Annotated in this window: 2 tRNA genes; both read left to right on the forward strand. The window is 53.2% G+C overall.

The window, feature by feature from the left end:
• Window positions 1-16 precede the first annotated feature (16 nt).
• Window positions 17-93, forward strand: a tRNA-Arg gene (locus tag AAIR21_RS27915).
• A 114-nt stretch (window positions 94-207) separates the two neighbouring features.
• A tRNA-Gly gene (locus AAIR21_RS27920) sits at window positions 208-282 on the forward strand.
• The last annotated feature ends 167 nt before the right edge of the window (window positions 283-449 follow it).

The raw sequence follows: 449 nt of genomic DNA on the forward strand, positions 1-449 counted from the left end.
AGCAGGGGCCACCAAAGCGCTGTTAGCTCAGATGGATAGAGTATTGCTTTCCGAAAGCAGTGGTCACTGGTTCGACTCCAGTACAGCGCACCAGTTTCAATGTACGGTGAATCCCCCTAGCGGAGGGGCGTTCTGAGTTCCTAATCAGCCGACGAACGCGGGTGAATAACCCACCGGGAAGCACCCGGCACCGTGCAACTCGTTATTGCGGTCATCATATAATGGCTATTATCTCAGCCTTCCAAGCTGATGATGCGGGTTCGATTCCCGCTGACCGCTCCATATTAAGCCTTCCGGTCTGCGATGAAGGGTTAACCCGGAGTGACCGGAGGGCGAACAGTAAAGCATACTGGCGATAATGACTAAGTGCTGCCCGTACCGGGTCAAAGTTTCCAGTGTGCTTTACTGTTGCGGTGAATCCCACTATGCGTAGGGGCATAAACAGTAAG

It is taken from the genome of Enterobacter sp. PTB, assembly GCF_051130085.1.
Classification (GTDB): domain Bacteria; phylum Pseudomonadota; class Gammaproteobacteria; order Enterobacterales; family Enterobacteriaceae; genus Enterobacter; species Enterobacter ludwigii.